General features: G+C 70.1%; 17 protein-coding genes and 1 tRNA gene. 11 read left to right on the forward strand and 7 right to left on the reverse strand.

The annotated features are described in order from the left end of the window. The 3 genes from D183_RS0116535 to D183_RS0116550 all read right to left on the reverse strand — a co-directional run. Nucleotides 1-1,618 (reverse strand): aspartate kinase (locus D183_RS0116535; protein WP_026144558.1); only part of this gene is annotated, 1,618 nt, incomplete at its 3' end. Between the two features lie 463 nt (nt 1,619-2,081). After that, nucleotides 2,082-2,414: a hypothetical protein gene (locus D183_RS0116545; protein WP_232757298.1), complete on the reverse strand. Its 333-nt coding sequence runs from the start codon at nt 2,412-2,414 to the stop codon at nt 2,082-2,084. A 416-nt stretch (nt 2,415-2,830) separates the two neighbouring features. After that, nucleotides 2,831-2,907: transfer RNA gene (locus tag D183_RS0116550), tRNA-Arg, on the reverse strand. Between the two features lie 169 nt (nt 2,908-3,076). On the opposite strand from D183_RS0116550, the gene amaB reads away from it, so the two are divergent. The 8 genes from amaB to D183_RS0116590 all read left to right on the forward strand — a co-directional run bounded on the left by amaB (nt 3,077) and on the right by D183_RS0116590 (nt 10,735). Further along, nucleotides 3,077-4,609 carry an L-piperidine-6-carboxylate dehydrogenase gene (gene amaB / locus D183_RS0116555; protein ID WP_017909982.1) on the forward strand — a complete coding sequence of 511 codons (1,533 nt, stop codon included), beginning with the start codon at nt 3,077-3,079 and terminating at the stop codon, nt 4,607-4,609. Nucleotides 4,610-4,676: 67 nt separating this feature from the next. Continuing rightward, the gene (locus D183_RS0116560) at nt 4,677-4,958 is read left to right on the forward strand and encodes a DUF4190 domain-containing protein (protein WP_017909983.1); all 282 of its coding nucleotides are present in this window, start codon (nt 4,677-4,679) and stop codon (nt 4,956-4,958) included. Then, nucleotides 4,955-5,728 (forward strand): class I SAM-dependent methyltransferase, encoded by a 774-nt coding sequence (locus tag D183_RS0116565; protein WP_017909984.1) that lies wholly within the window; start codon nt 4,955-4,957, stop codon nt 5,726-5,728. The genes D183_RS0116560 and D183_RS0116565 overlap by 4 nt, the downstream gene beginning before the upstream one ends. Nucleotides 5,729-5,736: 8 nt before the next feature. Continuing rightward, nucleotides 5,737-6,792, forward strand: a complete 1,056-nt coding sequence (locus D183_RS0116570; protein ID WP_017909985.1) for a quinone-dependent dihydroorotate dehydrogenase — start codon at nt 5,737-5,739, stop codon at nt 6,790-6,792. Continuing rightward, nucleotides 6,789-7,832 carry a UDP-N-acetylmuramate dehydrogenase gene (gene murB / locus D183_RS0116575; protein WP_017909986.1) on the forward strand — a complete coding sequence of 348 codons (1,044 nt, stop codon included), beginning with the start codon at nt 6,789-6,791 and terminating at the stop codon, nt 7,830-7,832. Before D183_RS0116570 ends, murB begins: the two co-directional genes overlap by 4 nt. Continuing rightward, a complete protein-coding gene (locus D183_RS0116580; protein WP_017909987.1) occupies nt 7,826-8,734 on the forward strand; it encodes a DMT family transporter in 909 nt (302 codons plus the stop codon). The genes murB and D183_RS0116580 overlap by 7 nt, the downstream gene beginning before the upstream one ends. A gap of 82 nt (nt 8,735-8,816) precedes the next feature. Continuing rightward, nucleotides 8,817-9,554, forward strand: a complete 738-nt coding sequence (locus tag D183_RS0116585) for an aspartate/glutamate racemase family protein (protein WP_425509034.1) — start codon at nt 8,817-8,819, stop codon at nt 9,552-9,554. A 2-nt stretch (nt 9,555-9,556) separates the two neighbouring features. Further along, nucleotides 9,557-10,735 (forward strand): TPM domain-containing protein, encoded by a 1,179-nt coding sequence (locus tag D183_RS0116590; protein WP_017909989.1) that lies wholly within the window; start codon nt 9,557-9,559, stop codon nt 10,733-10,735. A 556-nt stretch (nt 10,736-11,291) separates the two neighbouring features. Here D183_RS0116590 and D183_RS0116595 read toward each other — a convergent pair. Together D183_RS0116595 and ispG are read right to left on the reverse strand one after the other, a co-directional pair. After that, nucleotides 11,292-12,002 (reverse strand): phosphatase PAP2 family protein, encoded by a 711-nt coding sequence (locus D183_RS0116595; RefSeq protein WP_017909990.1) that lies wholly within the window; start codon nt 12,000-12,002, stop codon nt 11,292-11,294. Beyond that, nucleotides 11,983-13,248: a flavodoxin-dependent (E)-4-hydroxy-3-methylbut-2-enyl-diphosphate synthase gene (ispG, locus tag D183_RS0116600; protein WP_017909991.1), complete on the reverse strand. Its 1,266-nt coding sequence runs from the start codon at nt 13,246-13,248 to the stop codon at nt 11,983-11,985. Before ispG ends, D183_RS0116595 begins: the two co-directional genes overlap by 20 nt. Before the next feature lie 124 nt (nt 13,249-13,372). On the opposite strand from ispG, the gene D183_RS0116605 reads away from it, so the two are divergent. The 3 genes from D183_RS0116605 to D183_RS0116615 all read left to right on the forward strand — a co-directional run bounded on the left by D183_RS0116605 (nt 13,373) and on the right by D183_RS0116615 (nt 17,031). After that, a complete protein-coding gene (locus D183_RS0116605; RefSeq protein ID WP_026144560.1) occupies nt 13,373-14,596 on the forward strand; it encodes an ATP-binding protein in 1,224 nt (407 codons plus the stop codon). After that, a complete protein-coding gene (locus tag D183_RS0116610) occupies nt 14,593-15,159 on the forward strand; it encodes a response regulator transcription factor (protein WP_017909993.1) in 567 nt (188 codons plus the stop codon). The genes D183_RS0116605 and D183_RS0116610 overlap by 4 nt, the downstream gene beginning before the upstream one ends. 78 nt (nt 15,160-15,237) lie before the next feature. Then, nucleotides 15,238-17,031, forward strand: coding sequence for a putative bifunctional diguanylate cyclase/phosphodiesterase (locus D183_RS0116615; protein WP_026144561.1), 1,794 nt, complete (start codon nt 15,238-15,240; stop codon nt 17,029-17,031). Between the two features lie 28 nt (nt 17,032-17,059). On the opposite strand, the gene D183_RS0116620 is transcribed toward D183_RS0116615, so the two are convergent. Further along, entirely contained in the window at nt 17,060-18,622 is a 1,563-nt protein-coding gene (locus D183_RS0116620) for a sodium/sugar symporter (RefSeq protein ID WP_026144562.1), read from the reverse strand. A 96-nt stretch (nt 18,623-18,718) separates the two neighbouring features. Beyond that, on the reverse strand, nt 18,719-21,280 hold a 2,562-nt coding region (locus D183_RS0116625), incomplete at its 5' end, for a glycoside hydrolase family 3 N-terminal domain-containing protein (RefSeq protein WP_026144563.1).

Here is a 21,280-nt window from a genome sequence, read left to right on the forward strand (position 1 = left end):
CGGCGAAGGCCCGCGGCTCCAGGCGCATCGTGCTGCGCGAGGCGACCGCGCGCAGGCGCAGGTCGAGGTTGGCCTTGGCCAGCAGTTGCGGCTGCGCGGCGCGCAACTGGTCCAGCAGCGCCGCACCGACGTTGCCCGGCCCGATCACGCCGACCGAGAAGGTCTGCGGCGACAGCCAGAAGCCGGCATGCGCGGCGCGCAGCGCCTTGGTCGCGTGCGCGCTGTCGATGGCCACCGAGATGTTGCGCTCGGACGAGCCCTGCGCGATCGCCAGGATGTTGACCTGGGCGCGGCCCAACGACTCGAACAGCCGCGCGGCCACGCCGGGCTGCCCGGTCATGCCGTCGCCGACCGCGGCCAGCACGCTGATGCCGGTGGTCAACTGCACGCGCTGCACCTGGCCCACCACCAGTTCGTGGGCGAACGCGGAGAGCACCGCGTCGCGCGCACGTTCGGCCTCGTTCTGGCGCACCACGCAGCAGATGGAATGTTCGGACGACCCTTGCGAGATCATCACCACCGACACCCGCGCGTTGCGCAGTGCGGCGAACACGCGCTCGGCGGTGCCGGGCACGCCGATCAGGCCGGTGCCTTCGAGGTTGAGCACGGCCAGGTCCGGGCTCAGCGTCAGCCCCTTGATCGGGCCGCTGGTGGCGCTGCTGGCGGTGATGCGGGTGCCCGGGTGCTCGGGCTGGAAGGTGTTGCGGATGATGATCGGCAGGCCGCGTTCGATCGCCGGCGACATGGTCTGCGGATGCACCACCTTGGCGCCGAAATAGGCCAGTTCGCAGGCTTCGTCGTAGCTGAGCGTTTCCAGTTGCACCGCTTCGGGCACGACCCGCGGGTCCGCCGAAAGCACGCCGTCGACGTCGGTCCAGATGTGCAGCTCGGCGGCGTCGAACAGCGCGGCGAAGATCGCGCCGGAGTAGTCGCTGCCGTTGCGGCCGAGGGTGGTGATGCGGCCGGCGCGGTCGCGGGCGACGAAGCCGGTGACCACGATGCGCGGCTGCGGGTGCTCCGCGCGCCATTGCGCCAGGCGCTGCGCGCTGGCGGACCAGTCCACGTCCACGCCCAGTTCGCCGCGATCGACCACCAAGACCTCGCGCGCATCCAGCACCGCACACTCCTCGCCCAGCGCACGCAGGTGGTCGCCGAGCAGCTGCGCCGAGTACACCTCGCCCAGCCCCTGCACGCGGTCCAGCACTTCCCGCGGCAGTTCGCCGATCACCGCCAGCGCAGCGAGGATCTCGGCCAGGTGCTCGAAGCGCGCGTCCAGCCATTCGACCGTGGCGCCGGCATGTTCGCCGAGCAAGGCCACTGCGGCGGCGCGATGGCGGGCACGGGTCTCGTGCCAGCGCTCGCGCCAGTCGCCGTGGCCGCGCGCGGCCAGTTCGGCTAGGCCGATCAACGCATCGGTGACGCCCTTCATCGCCGAGACGACGGTGACCTGGAGACGTTCCGGACGCGCCAACAGCAGTTGCGCGACATGACGGTAGCGTTCGGCATCGGCCACCGAGGTGCCGCCGAACTTGTGCACGACGGTGGCGGCGGCGAGCGCGGGATCGACGGCGGAATCAGGCGAAGCGGCGACAGCAGGAGCGACGGCGGGGGGCGACATGGAAGACCTCGGAGTGGAGGCCCCGCTCGCATCAGGCTGAGGGATTCCCCCGCATCCTGATCCGGGTGCGGGGCCGTGGTGTTCGACGATCAGACGAAGACGACGGGCCGCACCGGGCGAATGGTGAGGGTGGTAATACCGGTGGTAATGCCCGCAGCAGCGCCCGCCGCGTGCCGAAGCGAGCGCGGAAGCGAGATGGCGATAGGGGCGAAGACCAGAGGCATGGACGCAAGAGGACATCATGCGCCGGGGCGCTGTCAAGCGCCGCGTGTGCGACCGCAGCATCGGCGCTGCGGCCCTGGCAAACGGTTGCAAAAGTGACTATCGCGCCAAGCCAGGAAACACGACGTTAAGGGCGCCAAGCAGGGTGCACCGAGCGACACGCAACGCCGTCCACCCGGGCCTGAGCGTCGGCGCGCAGCGAACGCGCGACGCCGCCGGCGCCGCGCGTTTTGCGCAACCTTTACTGCTGCTTCTGATCGGTCGGCGGCTGCTGCTGCGGATCCGGGTTCGCAAGATCCTGGGGGGTAGTCGGGCTGGTCGGAGACGTCGTGGTCGGCGGTACGCCCTGCGACGCGTCCTGGCCCTGCATCGTGCCCTGCCCGGTCGCGGTGCCGCTGGCATCGCCGCTGGTGGTGCCGGCCGGGGCGGTGCTGCCGCCTGCCGGGCTGCCGTCGGCCGCTGCGGGCGGGTTGGCCGCATTCGGATCGGTGGCCGGTTGGTCGCCGTCGCGCTTGCAGGCCGCAAGCGCGGCCAGCATCGAACCGACCAGGACCATCTTCATCGCTGTTTTCATCTGTGACTCCTGCTTCGCATAGGGGCGGGAATCGCTGCGGGCGTGCCGGCAAGCCGGCGATCACGCCAGGCCCGAGGCGATCAGGACCGCCGATGCGCGGCGGCGATCGTCCCGCCGCACGGAGTTGCGGTCGGGACGCTGGTGGCGGACATGGCGGAGGCGACTCCGTCCTCGTCGTCCATCGGCACTGCAATAAGTAGAGTTCGCGGCGCGAATCGCCGCCAAGCGCAGTGGCCGACGGACGCAGCCTACGCAGGACGATGCTCAGGCCGCGTCGGTACAAGGTGTAGAGGACGTTATTGCAGACAGATCGGACACCGCGCGACTCACCATCGCGGCCGCTGCGCAGGATGCATGGGCAGGCAACGCGATGGCCGCTGGCGGCGCCGCGGCCGCGGCGGACGGCATGCACGAAATGGTGACCCCGGCGCGATTCGAACGCACGACCTGTCCCTTAGGAGGGGACCGCTCTATCCAGCTGAGCTACGGGGCCATTGGCCTGGCGGGGATTCTACGGCATGCCCACGCGTTTTTTTCGCTCGCCAGCCGCCCCCGCCAGCGGCGGCGGCCGGATGCGTCCGGTCTGCTAAAATTGCCGGCTGCGCGTCCCGCGTCCCCCGCCTGCGGTCGCCTTCCCTGTCGCAACGAACCCAGGAGATTCCATGTCCGCTGACCTGCTCAAGGCGCTCGGCCTCGCCGCCACCAACTCCGGCACCTATCTCGGCAATGGCGAGTGGTCCAGCGCCACCGGCGCCGGCGTGCTGCAGCCGCTCAACCCGTCGAGCAACGACATCATCGCCGACGTCCAGGCCACCACCGAGCAGGACTACGAAACGGTGATCGCCCGCGCCCAGGCCGCGTTCAAGGTCTGGCGCACCACCCCGGCGCCGCGCCGCGGCGAAGCGGTGCGGCTGTGCGGCGAAGCGCTGCGCAAGCACAAGGACGCACTGGGCTCGCTGGTCGCGCTGGAAATGGGCAAGAGCAAGCCGGAAGGCGACGGCGAAGTGCAGGAGATGATCGACATCGCCGATTTCGCGGTCGGCCAGAGCCGCATGCTGTACGGCTACACCCTGCATTCGGAGCGCCCCGGCCACCGCATGTACGAGCAGTACCAGCCGCTGGGCCTGGTCGGCATCATCAGCGCGTTCAATTTCCCGGTCGCGGTGTGGAGCTGGAACGCGTTCCTGGCGGCGATCTGCGGCGACATCTGCATCTGGAAGCCGTCCAACAAGACCCCGCTGACCGCGATCGCGTCGATGAAGATCTGCAACGAGGCGCTGCGCGACGCCGGCTTCCCGGACATCTTCTTCCTGATCAACGACGCCGGCGTGGCCCTGTCCGAGCGCCTGGTCGAGGACACCCGCGTCCCGCTGATCAGCTTCACCGGCTCCACCCAGGTCGGCCGCGTCGTCGCCGAGAAGTGCGCGCGCCGGCTGGGCCGCTGCCTGCTGGAGCTGGGCGGCAACAACGCGATCATCCTCGACGAGAGCGCCGACCTGAAGCTGGCGGTGCCCGGCATCGTGTTCGGCGCCGTCGGCACCGCCGGCCAGCGCTGCACCACCACGCGCCGGCTGATCGTGCACGAATCGATCTACGACACCGTGCTGGCCACCCTGGTCAAAGCCTACAAGCAGGTCGAAGGCAAGATCGGCGATCCCACCGACCCTGCCAACCTGATGGGCCCGCTGAACAGCCGCGGCGCGGTCGAGCAGTTCCTGGACTCGATCGCCAAGGCCAAGGCCGCCGGCGGTACCATCGAGACCGGCGGCACCGCCCTGGACCGCCCGGGCAACTTCGTGCTGCCGGCCATCGTCACCGGCCTGAAGAACAGCGATGAAGTGGTCCAGCACGAAACCTTCGCGCCGATCCTGTACGTGATGAAGTACAGCACCCTGGACGAGGCCATCGACATGCAGAACGGCGTGCCGCAGGGCCTGTCCTCGTCGATCTTCACCCAGAATCTGAAGGCGGCGGAGAAGTTCCTGTCCGCGGCCGGCAGCGACTGCGGCATCGCCAACGTCAACATCGGCACCTCCGGCGCCGAGATCGGCGGCGCCTTCGGCGGCGAGAAGGACACCGGCGGCGGCCGCGAATCCGGCTCGGACGCGTGGAAGGTGTACATGCGCCGGCAGACCAACACGATCAACTACTCCGACTCGCTGCCGCTGGCGCAGGGCATCAAGTTCGATCTGTAACGCGGCGAGCGCGGCGGCCCGCACCCTGCGGCCGCCGCCCCCTTTCCTTCTGCAAGGAGCGACAGCGATGAGTCAGGTGCGCGAGACCAATTCCCTGGCGGTGGTCAGCCTGATCGCCGGCATTCTCGGCTGGACCTTGATGCCGGTGCTCGGCAGCCTCGGCGCAATCATCACCGGGCATCTGGCCAGGGCGGAGATCCGCCGCCAGCCGCAGCGCTTCCAGGGCGATGGCCTGGCGGTGGGCGGGCTGATCCTGGGCTGGGCCGCGGTGGTGCTGGCCGTGCTGGCCGTGCTGGCCTTCGTGCTGTTCTTCGGCGGGCTGGCCTGGTTCGCCAGCACCCAGTCGTGAGCCGGGACGCCGCCGCGCCGCGGGAACGCTTCAGCGACCGCGTCGCCGATTACGTGCGCTACCGCCCCAGCTATCCGGCGGCGCTGCTGGACTGGGTGCACGGCGAGCTGGGCGTGGCGCGCGATGCGCTGGTCGCCGACATCGGCGCCGGCACCGGCATCTCCACCCGCCTGTTCCTGCAGGCCGGGCATCCGGCCCTGGCCGTGGAGCCGAACGCGGCGATGCGCGAGGCCGCAGTGGCGCTGCTGCAGGACCTGCCGGGCTTCCGCGCCATCGACGGCAGCGCCGAGGCCACCACCCTGGCCGATGCCAGCGTGGACCTGGTCAGCGCCGCGCAGGCCTTCCACTGGTTCGACCTGGAGGCGGTGCGCCGCGAATGGGCACGCGTGCTGCGTCCGGGCGGGTTGGCGCTGGTGTACTGGAACTCGCGCCTGCTCGACGCCACGCCGTTCCTAGAAGGCTACGAGCAGTTGCTGCTGGAGTACGGCACCGACTACAGCGCGGTGGCCGAGCGCTACCACGACGATGCCACCATGCAGCGCTGGTTCGGCGCCGGCCTGCGCGGCACCGCGCAGTTCCCCAACGCGCAGCGCATGGACTTCGAGGCGCTGCGCGGACGCCTGCTGTCCTCCTCCTACGCGCCGCTGCCCGGCCACCCGCAGCATGCGCCGATGCTGGACGCGTTGCGCGCGCTGTTCGACCGGCACCAGCGCGACGGCGTCGTCGCGTTCCATTACCGCACCCGCGCCTTCGCCGGGACGCTGAACTGAGCCACGCCATGTACTCCCTCGCCCGACCGTTCCTGTTCGCCTTCGACGCCGAGCGCGCGCATGCCCTGGGCCTGCGCGCGATCGAGCTGGCCTACCGCACCGGCACCAATCCGCTGCTGGCGCGCACGATCGCACCGATGCCCACGCGCGCCTTCGGCCTGGAGTTTCCCAACCCGGTCGGGCTGGCCGCGGGCCTGGACAAGAACGGCGAGCACATCGACGCGCTGCTGGCGCTGGGCTTCGGCTTCGTCGAGATCGGCACGGTCACCCCGCGCGCGCAGGCCGGCAATCCGCAGCCGCGCATGTTCCGGCTGCCGCGGCAGCAGGCGGTGATCAACCGCATGGGCTTCAACAACCTGGGCGTGGACGCGCTGGTGCGCAACGTCGAGCGCGCGCGGCGCCGGCGCGGCCTGCTCGGCATCAACATCGGCAAGAACAAGGACACCCCGAACGAGGACGCCGCGTCCGACTACCTGCATTGCCTGGAAAAGGTCTATGCGCTGTCCGACTACGTCACCGTCAACATCTCCTCGCCCAACACCGCCGGCCTGCGCGAGCTGCAGGAGGAACAGGCGCTGCGGCAGCTGATCGCGCGCCTGCGCGAGGCGCAGGAAGCGCTGGCGGCGCGCCACGGCAAGCGCGTGCCGATGCTGGTCAAGGTGGCGCCGGACCTGAGCGACAGCGACATCGACGCGGCGGCGCGGGTGCTGTCGGACCTGCAGGTGGACGGGGTGATCGCCACCAATACCACCGTCGCCCGCCCCGGCCTGGAGCACGAACCGCTGGGCAGCGAAAGCGGCGGCCTGTCCGGCGCGCCGCTGCTGGGCCAGTCCACGCTGGTGCTGCGCCGGCTGCGCGCGCGCCTGCCCGAGAGCATCCCGCTGATCGGCGTCGGCGGCATCCTCTCCGGTGCCGACGCGGTGGCGAAGATGGCCGCCGGCGCGGCCCTGGTGCAGTGCTACAGCGGCCTGGTGTTCCGCGGACCGGAGCTGATCGGCGAGTGCGTGGAGGCGATGCGCCGGCGCCGCGAAGCGCCCAGCCGCGGGGACGTGGTCGTCCCATGAGCACGACGGCTTGGTCGCTCACCGCGCAGGCGCCGCTGCAGGCGCTCAACACCTTCCACGTCGCCGCGCAGGCGCCGTGGCTGCTGCAGATCTTCGCGCCCGAGGCGCTGCCCGAGGCGCTGCTGGCGCCGGAGCTGGCCGGCGCCGCGCTGCTGCCGCTGGGCAGCGGCAGCAACATGCTGTTCGCCGGCGATGCGCCGGGCGTGGTGCTGTGCTTCGCCAACCGCAGCATCGACACCCTGGAGCACCGCGCCGACTACGCCATCGTCCGCGCCGGCGCTGGCGTGGGCTGGCACGAGCTGGTGATGTGGTCGCTGGCGCAGGGCCTGTCCGGCCTGGAGAATCTGGCGCTGATCCCCGGCACGGTCGGCGCCGCGCCGATCCAGAACATCGGCGCCTACGGCGCGCAGATGGGCGAGTTCGTGCACGTGGTCGAGGCCTACGACCGCGCCGACGCGCGCTTCGTGCGGCTGGACGCGGCCGCCTGCGAGTTCGGCTACCGCGACAGCCTGTTCAAGCGCCAGCCCGACCGCTACCTGATCGCCGCGGTGGAGTTCAACCTGCCGCGGCTGCACGCGCTGCGCCTGGACTACGCCGGCATCGGCGAGGAACTGCAGGCGATGGGCATCGCCCCCCCCGGCGCACCCGACGTGGCCCAGGCGGTGATCAACATCCGCCGGCGCAAGCTGCCCGACCCGGACGTGCTCGGCAACGCCGGCAGCTTCTTCAAGAACCCGCTGCTGCCGCTGGAACAGGCACTGGCGCTGCAACACGAACACCCGGCACTGCCGGTGTTTCCCGGCGACGACGACAGCCAGCGCAAGCTGTCGGCGGCGTGGCTGATCGAGGCCTGCGGCTGGAAAGGCTACCGCGACGGCGATGCCGGCGTGTCCGCCGCGCACGCGCTGGTGCTGGTCAACCACGGCCAGGCCAGCGGTGCCGAGCTGCTGGAACTGGCGCGGCGCATCACCGCCTCGGTAAGCGAGCGCTTCGGCGTCATCCTGGAGCCGGAGCCGCGCATCGTCGGCGCACAGTGGTAGCCGCGCCCACGCCGCTGCGCGCGGCGCTGCTGATGCTGGCCAGCACCATGGCCTTCGGACTGATGGTGGTGGCGATCCGGCTGGCGTCGGCGCAGCTGTCCACGCTGCAGATCGCCTTCTTCCGCAACCTGTTCGGCCTGCTGTTCCTGTTGCCGATGCTGCTGCGCCCGGGCCGGCCATGGCCGCGCACCGCGCAACTGCCGCGTTACCTGCTGCGCACCGCGATCGGCCTGGTGTCGATGCTGGCCGGGTTCTGGGCGATCGGGCATCTGCCGCTGTCGCAGGCGATCGCGCTGTCCTACTCCACCCCGCTGTTCGCGACCCTGGCCGCCGCCCTGTGGCTGGGCGAGACGGTGCGCCTGCGGCGCTGGCTGGCGGTGCTGTGCGGCTTCGTCGGGGTACTGCTGATCGTGCGTCCCGGCGCCGCCACGTTCAGCCCCGGCACCCTGGTGGCGGTACTGGCCGCGGTGACGAGCGCCCTGGTCGCGATCCAGATCAAGCAACTGGCGCGGGTCGACGCCGCCAACACGGTGGTGTTCTACACCTACGCGTTCTGGGTGCCGATGTCGCTGCTGCCGGCGCTGTTCGTGTGGCGCTGGCCGCACGGCATCGACTGGCTGTGGCTGCTGGCCACCGGCCTGTTCGGCACCCTCGGCCAGTTGCTGTGGACGCATGCGCTGCGCCTCGGCGAGGTCTCCGCACTGACCCCGATCAGCTTCACCCAGCTGCCGCTGGTGGCGCTGTTCGGCTGGTGGCTGTTCGACGAGACGCCGGACGGCGGCACCGTGCTGGGCGCGCTGGTGATCCTCGGCGCCAACGCCTACATCGCCCACCGCGAGGCGGTGCTGGCACGGCGCGCAGCGCGCGCCGGGGCCGGCACGCCGCCGACCCTGGACGCCTAGTGGTGCGCATGACGCCGCGTCGCGCCGCGGCGTCCCGACGATCGCCGACACAGGCACCGCGCGCGGTCGCCGCACGCGACCGATGCCGCTACCATCCTCGCGCACTCGACACGGCGGCAAGCGACGCACGATGAAGACGATCGGCATGATCGGCGGCATGAGCTGGGAATCCACCCTGCCCTATTACCGGCACATCAACGAGACGGTGCGCGCACAACGGGGCGGACTGCATTCGGCCAAGCTGCTGCTGCACAGCGTGGACTTCCACGAGATCGCGCAGTACCAGCGCGACGGCGACTGGGACGCGGCCGGTGCCGCGCTGGCAGCCTCGGCGCGCGCGCTGCAGGCCGGCGGCGCCGATTTCCTGGTGCTGTGCACCAACACCATGCACTGCGTCGCCGACGCGATCGCCGCCGCGGTCCCGTTGCCGCTGCTGCACATCGCCGATGCCACCGCCGATGCGTTGCAGGCCGCCGGCATCGTCCGCGTCGGCCTGCTCGGCACGCGCTTCACCATGGAGCAGGCGTTCTACCGCGAACGGCTGCAACGGCGCGGCTTCGACGTGCTGATCCCGGATGCGCCGGCGCGCGAGGACGTGCACCGCATCATCTACGAGGAACTGTGCCAGGGCGTGGTGCAGGCGCCGTCGCGGCTGCGCTACCGCGAGGTGATCGCAGGACTGCAGGCGCAAGGCGCGGAGGCGGTGATCCTGGGCTGCACCGAGATCGGATTGCTGGTCGGCCCTGCCGACGCGGCGGTGCCGCTGTTCGACACCACCGCGCTGCACGCGCGTGCCGCCGCCCTGTACAGCCTGGCCTAGCGATGCGCAGCCAGGCCGCACATGCCGCCGCCATCGGCCCGCGCCGCGCCGCCAGCGTGCCGCGCGGCTGGGCGCCGTTCCGGCTGAGCGCCCTGCTGGTGCTGGCGTTGCTGCTGTGGCCGGCGCTCGGCCGCTGCGCCGTCGCCATTCCGCCCTACACGCCGAACGTGGTCGACCCCGCCGGCACGCTCAGTGCGGACGACACCCAGCGGATCAACGCGGCACTGCAGCGCCTGCGCGAACGCCAGCACATCTGGGGCGCGGTCTACATCGTGCCGTCGCTGCAGGACGAACCGATCGAGCGCCTGGCCGAGCGCGCCTTCCGCACCTGGCGGCTCGGCCGCCAAGGCAGCGACAACGGCCTGCTGCTGGTGCTGGCGATGCAGGACCGGCGTTCGCGCTTCGAAGTCGGCTACGGCCTGGAGGGCGCGCTGCCCGACGTGGTCGCCCGGCACGCGCTGGACGATTACCTGGCGCCGCGCCTGCGCCAGGGCGACACCGCCGACGCGATCGTCGCCGCGTTCGACTTCATGGGCCGCGCCGCCGCGCAGGATCCCGCCGCCGTCGCCGAACTGGCGCAAGCGGCCGACGACGGCATGCACTGGCGGCGCGGCGCCATCGCCTGGGCGGGTCTGCTGGTGCTGGTGTGGCTGCTGCTGCCGCTGCGCAAGGCCTGGACCGGCTATCTGCGCAGGCGTCTGCTGCGGCGGCATCCGCGCCTGTCGGACAAGCCGGAGGAACTGGTCCAGGACACCGCGCGCGGCGGTTTCTGGGCATGGTTCATCCGCCTGTTCCTGAGCGCCAACCCCGGCGTCTTCGTGGTGCTGCTGTCGGCCAGGTCGATGACGATGACGGTGATCTTCCTGGCACTGGAACTGCTGATCCTGGTACTGACCCTGGCCATCGCCGCGCAGCGCTACCGCTCGCCGCAGCGCTACAGCCGCTTCCTGCAGGCGCTCGCACGGCGGCGCAATGCGCTGATCCGCAAGGGCCATATCGCCGAGACCGCGCCCGGCGTGTTCGCCTACACCGCCAGCTACCATGCCGCTCAAGCCGCCAGGGAACGCGCCGCGGCCGAGTCCGCGGCATCGTCCTCATCCTCGTCGTCCTCCAGTTCCAGCAGCGACTCCTCCTCCGGCGGCGGCAGCTCCGGCGGCGGCGGCGCCAGTTCGAGCTGGTAGCGGAGACTGCAGCGAACGCTCGAGCAACATCAGCAGAGGAAATACTTCTCCCGTTTTACAAATAGTGAGTGGACCGCTTTGCACTTACATAAAGCGCTGCCCGCACCATGAGGCGGAAGAAATCAATTCTCTCCATTGGACGGACGTTCGCGAACAGCAGCTTCGAACCTTTCAGGCTGAGGATTGCCATGCGCGAGCCAGTCACATCCGAAAACCGCCATTTGCGCCCTACCCAACTCTTCTGCAGTGGCCCCAATAAAGCCGCTTCCCGGCAAACCCGACTCCTGCTGTACGACTATCGCTGTGAGCGGGGGCAGCTGATTTAGCAAGCAATACGACTGAATAGGCTCAAGTAGCTGACCGAGACCCGCGCGATGTGCGCCCGTGAGTGCGGCCAACTGGGAGTAGGTTAAAGACTGGCGATGGCGTGCCGCCCACGCCAGCACTGCCCAAATCTGACACGCTCGCTCGGATCTGGTCATGTGTTCATCCTTCGCAGGTTTTGGAGGCGACGGCACAGCGAGCGCCAGCAGTGTGGATTGGCGCGTACTGGAAATTATGCCAACGCGCGCCGCGCGCGCCAGCGCGGTCGGCGCTCGCCGCGGAACAGCAGCAGGTACAGCCCCACCACCCACACCAGCGCCGCGCTCCAGCCGCCGAGGATGTCCGAGGGGTAATGCACGCCCAGGTACACCCGCGACACCCCGACCAGCAGGGTGAAGCTGCCGGCCAGCCACAGCACCGGCCAGCGCCAGCGGGTGCGCCAGCTCAGCGCGATCAGCACCGCCGCCAGGGTCAGCGAGCCCATCGCGTGGCCGCTGGGAAAACTGAAGGTGTGGTGTTCCGGCGCGATCGACTCCCACAGGCTGGGCCGGTCGCGCTGGAAGAACTGCTTGGCGCCCATGTTCAGCAGCGCCGAGCCAATGAAGGACAACGCGGCGAACAGCGCCTCGCGCCAGCGGCGCAGGCCCAGCAGCACCAGCACGATCAAGGTATCCAGCGGGATCACGCCATACTGGTAGCCGGCCTCGGTGACCACGGTGAAGAAACGATCCCAGCCCGGGCTGGTCAGGCCGCGCATGCTCCACAGCAGCGGCTCGTCGAAATACAGGTCTTCCAGCGCATGCACTTCGTCGGCCAGGGCCACGAACACGCCCAATGGCAGCAGGACGCCGGCGAACAGCAGCACCACGCGCCAGGCATTGAGCCGCAGCCAGCGGCGCAGGCCGGCCGCCTCGGCGGCGGATTCACCCGGTGCGGCGGACATAGGTGCGTTCGACGTACTCGTCGATCAGCGCCACGAACTCGTGGGCGATGTTCTCGCCGCGCAGGGTCACCTTCTTCTCGCCGTCGATGAACACCGGCGCGGCCGGCGCCTCGCCGGTGCCGGGCAAGGAGATGCCGATGTTGGCGTGGCGCGACTCGCCAGGCCCGTTGACCACGCAGCCCATCACCGCCAGGGTCATGCTCTCGGCGCCGGGATGGGTCACCTTCCACTCCGGCATCTTCGCGCGGACGTGGTTCTGCACCACCTTGGCCAGCTCCTGGAAGAACTCGGAGGTGGTGCGGCCACAACCCGGGCAGGCGGTGACCAGCGGAGTGAAGGCGCGCTGGCCGGTGGTCTGCAGCAGTTCCTGGGCGACGATCACTTCCTGCGTGCGCGACTGCCCCGGCTCAGGGGTCAGCGAAATGCGGATGGTGTCGCCGATGCCTTCCTGCAGCAGCACCGCCAGCGCCGCGCTGGAGGCGACGATGCCCTTGCTGCCGATGCCGGCCTCGGTCAGGCCCAGGTGCAGGGCGAAGTCCGAGCGCTGCGCCAGGTCGCGATACACCGCGATCAATTCCTGCACGCCGCTGACCTTGCAGCTGAGCACGATACGGTCGCGACCCAGGCCCAGTTCCACCGCGCGCTCGGCCGAGTCCAGCGCCGAGCGGATCAGCGCCTCGCGCAGCACCCGGCCGGCATCCCACGGCACTTCGCGCCGCGAGTTCTCGTCCATCAGTTGCGCCGCCAGGGCCTGGTCCAGCGAACCCCAGTTGGCGCCGATGCGCACCGGCTTGTCGTATTTGAGCGCGAACTCGATCAGCTGCGCGAACTGGGTGTCCTTCTTCTTGCCGAAGCCGACGTTGCCGGGATTGATCCGGTACTTGGCCAGCGCCTCGGCACAGGCCGGCTCCGCCGCCAGCAGTTGGTGGCCGTTGTAGTGGAAGTCGCCGATCAGCGGCACCTCGATGCCCATCATCCGCAGCTTGTCGACGATGCGCGGGATCGCCGCGGCCGACTCGGGATTGTTGACGGTCAGGCGCACCAGTTCCGAGCCGGCGCGCCACAGTTCGGCCACCTGCTTGACCGAGGAGGCGACGTCGGCGGTGTCGGTATTGGTCATCGACTGCACCACCACCGGCTTGCCGCCGCCCATGGTGACGCCGCCGATGCGGACCGGCTGGGTGAGACGGCGCGCCCAGGGCGCGGCATCGGCGGGAGGCGTGGGGCGGCTGACGGCATCGTACATGCGCCCATTTTAGCCTGCGCGGCCGCTCCTGCCGCACGCGCCGGCACCGCCGATTCAGCCAGGCGGCACCGCTGCGACGGTTTGTCGCAGGCAGCCCCCGGGTCCAGCGCATACGATGCGCAGCATGGATTCCACCGACGCCTCCTTCCTGCGCACCCTGTGCAGCCTGCGCTGGCTGGCCACCGCCGGTCAGGCCGCGACGATCCTGGTGGCGACCTGGCCGCTGCAGTTGCCGCTGCCGCAGGCGCCGCTGTGGGCCGGCGTGGCGGTGCTGGCGCTGTTCAACCTGTACGCGCAACTGCGCCTGCGCCATGCCGACTCGGCCGCGCCGGCCACCGCCTTCGGCCACATCCTGGTCGACGTGACCGTGCTGACCTGGATGGTCGGCTGGAGCGGCGGCATCGGCAACGCCTTCGGCTCGCTGTTCCTGGTGCTGATCGCGCTGGCGGTGCTGGCCCTGCCGCTGCGCTGGGCGCTGGCGGTGGCGCTGGCCTGCGTGGCCGGCTATGCGGTCAGCGCGCTGTTCGGCCTGCCGCTGCCGCATGGCCCCTACCAGGCGCTGGACCTGCAGCGCTGGGGCATGGCCGCCAACTTCCTGCTGTCCACGGTGGTGGTGCTGGTGTTCTCCACCCGCCTGGCGATGGCCATGCGCGAGCGCGAGCGCGAGCTGGCGCTGCTGCGGGAGCGCTTCACCCGCAACGAGGGCATCGTCGCCCTGGCCACCCATGCCGCGTCGGTGGCGCACGAGCTGAACACACCGCTGGCGACGATGACCCTGCTCACCGACGACATCGCCGAACAGAGTACCCAGCCGGAGCTGCGCGAGGACCTGGACACCCTGCGCGAACTGCTGGTGCAGTGCCGCGAACGGGTGCTGGCGCTGGCCGCACCGGCGCAGCGCGCCGGCGGGCAGACGGTGTCGCTGGCGCAGGTACTGCACCAGTGGCAACTGGTGCGGCCGACCGTGCGGCTGCGCCGCAACGACGACGCGCCGCTGCAGTTGCGGATGGAAAGCGCCATCGGCCATCTGCTGCAGGTGTTGCTGAACAACGCCGCCGACGCCGGCGAACGCGTAGGCCACCCGCAGGTGGACCTGAACGTGCGGGTCACCGGCAGCGAACTGGTCGGCGAGGTGCGCGACTACGGCGGCGGCTTCGACGCCAACCAGGTCGGCCTGCCGGCCACTCTGTTCCGCAGCGGCAAGCCCGAGAGCATGGGCGTGGGCCTGGCGCTGTCGCATGCGACCATCGAACGCCTGGGCGGTGAGTTGTGGACCGAGCCGGCGCCGGACCACGGCGCCCGGGTCGGCTTCCGCCTGCCGCTGCTCGCCCTGGAGACCTCCGCATGAACACCGACACCCCGCTGGGCCTGCTGGTCGACGACGATCCGCTGTACCTGCGCACCCTGCAGCGCACCCTCGCCCGCCGCGGCCTGGAGACGCGCACCGCCGACAGCGCCGCCGCCGCACTGGCGCTGGCCGCCGAGGCGCCGCCGGACTATGCGCTGATCGACCTCAAGCTCGGCGACGAATCCGGCCTGGCGCTGATCCAGCCGCTGCGCGCGATCCGCGCCGACATGCGGATCCTGCTGGTCACCGGCTACGCCAGCATCGCCACCGCGGTGGAGGCGATCAAGCTCGGCGCCGACGACTACCTGCCCAAGCCGGCCACGGTGCCGATGATCCTGCGCGCGATCGGCCTGGAGGCCGAGGAGGACGACGACGAGGACGGCAGCGACGTGCCGGACGCGATGACCCCGCTCAGCCGCCTGCAGTGGGAGCACATCCAGCAGGCCATGCACGAGACCGGCGGCAACGTCTCCGCCGCCGCGCGCCTGCTCGGCATGCACCGCCGCTCGCTGCAGCGCAAGCTGGCCAAGCGGCCCAGCCCGCAGCGCGATCCGCCACGCTGAGGCGGGCGGCGCGGCGGTGGTCTGAACCGCTCTTCCGGCCGGCGCTCAAGTCCCCTGGCACCGGGCCGATAACCCGGCATGCTGAAGTCTCCCCCACCCGCCTTGCTGGACGAGCCGCAACGGCTCAGCGCCCTGCGCCAGCTGTGTCTGCTGGACACGCCGGCCGACCAGGTCTTCGATCTGGTCACGCAGTTGGCGTCCCGCTACCTGCGGGTGCCGATCGCGCTGGTCTCGCTGATCGACGAACAGCGCCAGTGGTTCAAGTCCCGGGTCGGCCTGGAGGTTCCGCAGACGCCGCGCAGCCAGGCGTTCTGCGCCTATGCGATCCACAGCCCGGAACTGATGGTGGTGCCCGATGCCCGCCAGGATCCGCGTTTCCGCGACAACCCGCTGGTCACCGGCCCGCCGTTCATCCGCTTCTACGCCGGCGCGCCGCTGCTGATGGCCGATGGCGCCAGCCTGGGTACGCTGTGCGTGATCGACAGCGAGCCGCGCCACGAGTTCGACGAGGTGGCGCGCCGCACCCTGCAGGACCTGCGCGACCTGCTGATGGTGCGCATCGACACCCTGCGCAACAGCGGCTTCGTCGATGCGCTGACCGGCCTGCCCAACCGCAGCCGCTTCAACGACGACCTGACCATGTGGCTGTCGCTGCAGACCGCCGACCACCACGACACCGCGGTGGCGATCGACGTGTGCGGCATCGACTATTTCCGCGACATGGTCAAGGCGCTGGGCTGGGAGTACGCCGAGGGCTACCTGCTGGCCACCCGCGACCGCCTGCGCAAGGCGCTGGGCAACCTGCCGCTGTACCGCATCGACACCACCACCTTCGTGTTCATCATGGAAGGCAGCGACACCGCGCATCTGGAGTACTGGTGCGAGCACCTCTGCGACGCCTTCGCCGCGGCGATCGACCACCAGGGCATTCCGCATGCGGCCAGCCCCTCGCTGGGCGCGGTGCGTCTGGACGGGGCGCTGAGCGCCAATCACACGGTGCGCTCGCTGACCACCGCGGTGGACATGGCGCGCCAGCGTGGGCAGCGCTGGAGCCTGTACGAGCGCAACCACGACGCCAACCAGCGCAATGCCTTCCGGATCCTGGCCGCCTTGCCCGAAGCGCTGGAGGCGCGCGGCCAGCTGAGCCTGCACTACCAGCCCCGGGTGAGCCTGCGCAGCGGCGAATGCGTGGGCGTGGAAGCGCTGCTGCGCTGGCAGCATCCCTTGCTCGGGACGGTGGCGCCGAACGACTTCATCCCGCTGGCGGAAAAGACCGCACTGATGAGCCGCATCACCGCCTGGGTGCTGCGCACCGGCATCGCCCAGGCGGCGCTGTGGCAGCAGCGCGGCTATACCTTCAGCGTCTCACTGAACGTGTCGGCGGTGGACCTGGAACAGGCCGACTTCATCGCCCGGCTGCAGGCGCTGCTGCAGCAGCATGCGCTGGCGCCCGGCGCGTTGGAGATCGAATTCACCGAGAGCGCGATGATCCGCGATCCGCAACGGGTGGCCGAACAGCTGCAGCAGATCAGCGCGCTCGGGGTGAAGATCGCCATCGACGACTTCGGCACCGGCTACAGCAACCTCGGCTATCTCAAGAGCATCCCGGCCAGCGCGCTGAAGATCGACCAGTCGTTCATCCGCGCCCTGCCCGGCAGCCGCAGCGACGGCATGCTGGTGCCGTCGATGATCCATCTCGGCCACGACTTCGGCCAACAGGTGGTGGCCGAGGGCATCGAGAGCGCAACCGTGTACCGGATGCTGCGCGACTGGGGCTGCGACGAAGGCCAGGGCTACTGGATCGCGCGGCCGATGCCGGCCGAGGCGCTCGACGCCTGGCTGGCCGAGCCGTGGCAGGGCGACGACGCCTGAGCGTGCCGCGCCACGGCCCGCCCGTGGCTCACCAGAACACCGCGTACAACGCCACCAGGATCGCGATCACCGCCGCGGCGCCGAGCTTGAAGCCCAGCGTGGTGCCGTAGCGCACGTCGTCGGTGCGGATCAGGTCGCGCGCCGGCGCCTGCGGGGTCAGCAGCGACACCAGCACCGCCGCCACCAGCGACAGCACGAACACCAGGCCGATGCGGTCCATGAACGGCAGTTCCGGCCACAGCTTCTTGAGCGCGAACGACAGCAGCACCGAGCCGATCGCCGCGGTCAGCGCGCCGGCCTCGTTGGCGCGCTTCCAGAACAGGCCGAGCATGAAGATCACCACCACGCCCGGGGTGAAGAAGCCGGTGAATTCCTGGATGAACTGGAAGCCCTGGTCGAAATTGCCCAGCAGCGGCCGCGCGGTGAGGATGCCGATCAGCACCGAGGTCACCGCGGCCACGCGGCCGACCCGCACCAGCTGCGGCTGGTCGGCCTGCGGGCGGAACTTGGCGTAGAAGTCCAGGGTGAAGATGGTCGCCACCGAATTGATCTTGGACGCCAGCGAGGCCACGATCGCCGCCACCAGCGCGGCGAACACCAGGCCGAGGATGCCGCTGGGCAGCAACTGCATCATGGTCGGATAAGCCTGGTCGGGCTTGGCCAGGTCCGGCGCCAGCACCACCGCGGCGATGCCCGGCACCACCACCACCACCGGCATCAGCAGCTTCAGGAACGCGGCGAACACCATGCCCTTCTGCGCCTCGCCGATGTTCTTGGCCGCCAGCGCGCGCTGGATGATGTACTGGTTGAAGCCCCAGTAGCTGATGTTCATCACCCACAGGCCGCCGATCAGCACGCTCAGGCCCGGCAGATCCTTGTAGAACGGGTTGTCCTTGGACAGGATCATGTGGAAGTGCTCGGGGTGCGCATTCCACAGGTGGCGGAAGCCGGCGAGCACGCCGGCACCGTCGCCGATCCGCGACAGGGTCAGCCCGGCGACCAGCAGGCCGCCCAGCACCAGCAGGGTGACCTGGACGATGTCGGTCAGCGCCACCGCCTTGAGCCCGCCGTACAGCTGGTACACCAGCGCGAACACGCCGATCAGCGCCAGCGCCAGGGTCTGGTCCATACCGGTGACCTGGCTCACCGCGATCGAGCCCAGCCACAGGATCGAGGTCAGGTTGACGAACACGTACAGCAGCAGCCAGAACACCGCCATCAGCGTGCGGATCCACTTGCCGTAGCGCTGCTCCAGGAACTGCGGCATGGTGTAGATGCCGTTGCGCAGGAAGATCGGCAGGAAGAACTTGCCGACGATCAGCAGGGTCAGCGCCGCCATCCACTCATAGGAGGCGATCGCCAAGCCGATCGCGTAACCGGAACCGGCCATGCCGATGATCTGCTCGGCGGAAATGTTCGCCGCGATCAGCGAGGCGCCGATCGCCCACCACGGCAGCGTCTTGCTGGCCAGGAAGTAATCTTCCGCGCTCTTGCGGTGTCCGGCTTTCTCCCGCGAGACCCATTGCGCGAGCAGGAAGATGCCCGCCAGGTAGACCACCACGATCGCCACATCCAACGTCGCCAACCCCACTGCCTTCTCCTACGGGCCGCAGCCCTGTCGCACCGTTGTCCATGACGCCGCCCGCGTGGGCGGCGCCGCTCGTTCAAGAAAACCGTTCGCCGCCGCTCAATGCAGCGGGCAGTCGACCACGCGCTGCGCGTCGTTGCTGCTGCCCAGCGCAATCCGCGACAGCGACAGATCCAGCGCGCCGTCGCTCTCGATCAGCGGCAGGCGCTCGAGCCGGGTCAGGTCGGCGCCGGCCACCGCGAAGCACTTCAACGGCACGCCCAGCGTGCGCCACTCGCCCTTGGGCAGCGCGGCCAAGGCCTTGCCCAGATCCACGCGCGCGCCGCAGTCGTGGCCGCAGGCCACGCCGATGCGCGCGGCTGCGCCGGGCGCTGCGTCCACCTTCAACGTCAGGATCAGTTGCACGTCGCCATTGCTCTCGCGCGAGACGTCCAGCGGCTTGGGCAACACCAGCGCCAACCCGGACGTGCCGCTGCCGGACCAGACGAAGCGGCGCGCATCCTCCTGCGCCTTGTGGTCGATCGCGGTGACCTTCAGCGATCCGTCGGCCAGTGCCGCCGGGAAGGTCGCCGCCGGCAGATTGGCCTGCGTGCCGCCGAACAGGATCAGGTTGATGCCCGCCGCCGGCTTGCCGCGGTCCAGGTACACCCCGCCCACCGCCTGCGCACCGGACACGCCCGACACCTCGGACAGCCGGCTCAGATCGCCCTTGTCTTCGTAGGTGAGGCCATAGCCGAAGGCGAACTGCGGGCTGTAGTTCTTCTGCCCGACGTTGTTGGCGAACTGCACCGCGGTGCGCGGCCAGGAGAAGCTCAACTTGCCGTGGAAGTCGTATTGCACACCGCCGTCCGGCTTGCGCAGCAGCACGTCGGCGATGCCGGCGCCTTCGGAGCCCGGCAACCAGGCCGCGACGAAGGCGTCGGCGGCGTTGATCTCGCGGTTCACCCACAGCGGCCGCCCACTCAGGAACACCGCCACCACCGGGATGCCCTGGGCCTTGAGCGACTTGATGAGTTCCAGGTCGCTGTCGTCGCCGGGCTTGTACAGCAGCGTGGCGATGTCGCCCTGGAATTCGGCGTAGGGATGCTCGCCGAACACCACCACCGCCACGTCCGGCTTGCTGGTGAACTTGCCGTCCACCGCCAGCTCGGCACTGCCGCCGGCGGCGCCGACCTGCTGCTGCAGGCCCTCCCAGATGGTGGTGCCGTTGGGGTAGTCGGCGCGCTTGGTGCCGGTGCCCTGCCAGTTGAGGGTCCAGCCGCCGGCCTGCTTGCCCATGTCGTTGGCGCCGTCGCCGGCCACCAGAAGCTTGAGCTGCGGCTTCAGCGGCAACAGCTGCCCCTGGTTCTTCAGCAGCACCAGCGATTCGCGCACCGCCTGCCGCGCCACCGCGCGGTGTTCGGGCGCGCCAAGCAGCGCGAACTTGCCGCCGAGCGGACGCTGCGACGGCTTGCCGGCCTCGAACAGGCCCAGGCGCAGCTTGACTCGCAGGATGCGCCGCACCGCATCGTCCAGCCGCGCCATCGGGATCTGCCCCGACTTCACCGCCTTCAGCGCGTTCTCGTAGACGCCCTTCCAGCTGTCCGGGGCCATCAGCATGTCCACGCCGGCGTTGAACGCGGCCGGGCAATCGTCGTTGCGGCAGCCGGGCACCTGGCCGTGGCCGTTCCAGTCGCCGACCACGAAGCCGCCGAAATGCATCTGCCCCTTCAGCACGTCGGTCAGCATGACCTTGTTGCCGTGCATCTTGACCCCGTTGACGCTGTTGAACGAGGCCATCACCGTCTGCGCCCCCGCCGCGATCGCCGGCGGATAGCCGGCGCCGTGGATGTCGCGCAGCTGCTGCTCGCTGATCCGGGTATCGCCCTGGTCCTTGCCGTCGGTGGTGCCGCCATCGCCGAGGAAGTGCTTGACCGAGGAGATCACGTGCGACCCGTCCAGGAAACCCGGCGTGCCGGGCACGCCCTGCAGCCCCTCGACCACCTTGCCGGCGAAGCTGGCCACCACCTCGGGCGACTCCGAATAGCCCTCATAGGTGCGGCCCCAGCGGTCGTCCTGCGGCACCGCCACGGTCGGGGCGAAGGTCCACTCCATGCCGGTGGTACGCGTCTCGGCGGCGGTGATCTCGCCGATCTTGCGCATCAGCTCCGGGTCGCGGGTCGCGCCCAGGCCGATGTTGTGCGGGAACAGGGTGGCGCCGACGATGTTGCTCTGCCCATGCACCGCATCGATGCCGAAGATGATCGGGATCGCAGGTCCGGCACCGTCGGTCTGCATCGACGCCGTGTAGTAGGCATCAGCCAGCGCCAGCCACTGCGCCGGGCTGGCGTCGTACTTGCCGCCGGGATCGGAATTGCCGCCGGCCAGCACCGAGCCGATGTGGTACTTGCGCGCGTCCTCCGGGGTCATGCTGCCGATGTCGCCCTGCACGGTCTGCCCGACCTTCTGCTCCACCGACATCTGCGCCATCAGCTTGGTGATGCGCGCCTCCAGTGCCGGATCCTCCTTCAATGGCCAGGCCGGCGACGGCCACCGGTCCGGATGGATCGGCGGCGGCGGCGCCGCCGCAGCCGGAGCGACCGGCACGGATCGACCGGGACCCGCGGCAGCCAGTGCCAGCAGGCCCAAAGCGGCGGCCGCGGCCAGCGCCGTGCGAAGCGG

It is taken from the genome of Xanthomonas sp. SHU 199 (assembly GCF_000364665.1).
GTDB classification, from domain to species: domain Bacteria; phylum Pseudomonadota; class Gammaproteobacteria; order Xanthomonadales; family Xanthomonadaceae; genus Xanthomonas_A; species Xanthomonas_A sontii.